The organism is Mesorhizobium sp. M7A.F.Ca.ET.027.03.2.1, from assembly GCF_003999175.1.
GTDB lineage: Bacteria > Pseudomonadota > Alphaproteobacteria > Rhizobiales > Rhizobiaceae > Mesorhizobium.
Genome location: NZ_RZOM01001015.1, coordinates 1 through 2,239 on the forward strand (window position 1 = coordinate 1; position 2,239 = coordinate 2,239).

General features: G+C 64.2%; 1 protein-coding gene and 1 pseudogene. Both read right to left on the reverse strand.

Annotated elements, in window-relative coordinates:
- A partial coding sequence (locus tag EN750_RS39670) for a hypothetical protein (protein ID WP_189526564.1) occupies positions 1 to 356 on the reverse strand: 356 nt, incomplete at its 3' end.
- A 55-nt stretch (positions 357 to 411) separates the two neighbouring features.
- A pseudogene (locus tag EN750_RS30450) lies at positions 412 to 2,239 on the reverse strand (hypothetical protein); the annotation flags it as partial.

Sequence of the window (2,239 nt, forward strand, 5' to 3'; positions counted from 1 at the left end):
GTTCCCGAACCGAAGGTGCTGGCGGTGAAGCCGGCGCCGCTGCTGGTGGTGATGACAAGGCCGCCATTGGTGAAGGCGAGAGTGCCCTTGGTCTGCGGGTCCATCACGTACGACGGTGCCTTGACGATGGCATCGTTGGCGCCGGTGTTGAATATCTTCGACGTGCCGGAGAAGGTGACCGTGCCGTTGGCCGAGCCGCCGATGGCGACACCCTCGCCACCGCTGTGATCGATGGTGCTCGAAATATCGTATATGCCTTCGGCATGGCCAAAGAAGTCGAAGGCCGTCGATGACGTGGTGGAAACGACGGAACCGCTCATGTTCAGACGGGTCGCATCGCCCGTGGCGCTTAACACCGCGCCCACACCGACCGTGATCGAACCTTTGTAGGTCAGCGTGGTGAAGGCCAGGTCATTGCCGCCGCCGAGGCTGATAGCCGAGAGGGTGGTATTCGTGATGCTGGCGCTGCCGTTGATGCCGACGTTGACGGTCCCGCCCTGCGAGCTCTGTATGATGCCGAACTGGCCGCCATCGATGGTCAGGGTGGATCCGGCGACATTGGCGATGTTGACGGTACCAACCTCGGGACCGCCGATATTGAACCCGGCATACTGGACGTCGAGATCGATCGTCCCGGTGAAATTGACCTCTCCGGTGCCACTCAGGGCGTACAGCCAGGCGCCGGTGTATCCAGTATCCCTCAGGCCGCCGATGTTGACATCCCCGACGAGCGCCCAACAGCGTCACTCCGGCACCGCCGGGGTCGCCGGGAAGGGGGATCGTGGAGTCCGCCGAGATGCTGTCGAAGGTAATGCCGGCGCTGCCGACATTGGCACCATACACAGCAAGCCCGTCGCTGCCGGCATTGATCTTGTTGCCCGCGCCGGTGACGGTAATAATGGTGGAGGTTGCGCCAGCCGGGCCTAAATCGCCAATTGCGACGAAGCCCGCCCCGGCCATTGTCGATATATCAAGGCCGCCATGGGTGAAGTCGATCGTGCTGTTGGTATTGAGTGCCGGGGCGCCTAAGCCGTAATTGCCAATGATGCCCAAGCTCACGCCGTCCGTCGCGCCCGAGCTGATCACCTTGCTGGTGCCCGAGAACGTGATCGCGGCTGCGTCGTTACCGGCAACGACGATGTTGCCGCCGGCGGACGCATTGGTATCGGCCAGATTACCCGACAGCGTCACCGAGCCACCGGTCATGCTCTGGATCGACGCCGCGGCGCCCGTGCCGTTGCTGGCAATCGTGCCGCCATAGGAAATCGTCGCGTTGCCACCGCTGCCGGCGATCGTCGAGCCGACATTGAACGACGTGCCCGAACCGGTGTTGGTCAGCGTACCGGTGCCGAAGCTTGCGGTGCCGGCCAGGTTCTGCAGGTCGATGCCGCTGCCGGAAGCGAAAGTCGCACTTGTCGAGGCGAAGTTGATACCGGCCGTGATGCCGTCGAGCGCCACCGCCTGCGCGTTGGTGGCGTTGATCGTGCCGGTCGTGACATTGACCGTGCCGCCGCCGCTGGCGCTGAACGCCGTCGCGCCCGATGTGGTGATGTCCAGATCGGCGAAGGTGACCGTAGAGCCAGCGTTGTTGGTAAGCGAGGCACCATTGCCGTTGACTGTGACCTTGCCGGTGAAGTTGATCGTGCCGCCGGTGCGGTTGGCGATCGAGATGCCGCCGCCGGTCAGCGTGCCCGCCGGTCCGCTGTTGGGCAAGGTGCCGCGCGTGACCGTGATGTTGCCGGCGCCGCCATCGACGTCGAGCAGCGTGCCGGCGACGTTGACGTTGTTGTCCGTGATCGACAAATTGGTGTCGAGGCCGGCGACCTTGAACGCCGTCTGGCCGGTGGCGACATTGCTGACCGTGACGCCCTGGATGACGATGCCGCCGACATTGCTGAAGCCGCCGGCATTCTGGTCGATGGTGAAGACCGAACCGCTGCCGCCGGTGAAGTCGAACGCGGTGTCGCGCACCTGGTTGCTGCCGAGCAGCTGCAACGTATCGCCGCCCGTGCTCTTGACCACGCCCTCATTGCCGGTGACGTTGCCACCGGTGGCGCCGAGATTGCCCTGGACATTGATCGGCTGGATGGTGCCGGAGGTGATGATCGAACTGCCGTTGCCGAAGCCGGTGATCGACTGGCCCGAATCGAGCGTGAACGGCGTGGCGCTCAGATCGACCGTGCCGACAAAGGCGAAGGTCAGTGTGCCGGTCATGGCATCGGCCTGAGCGGCCGTGACC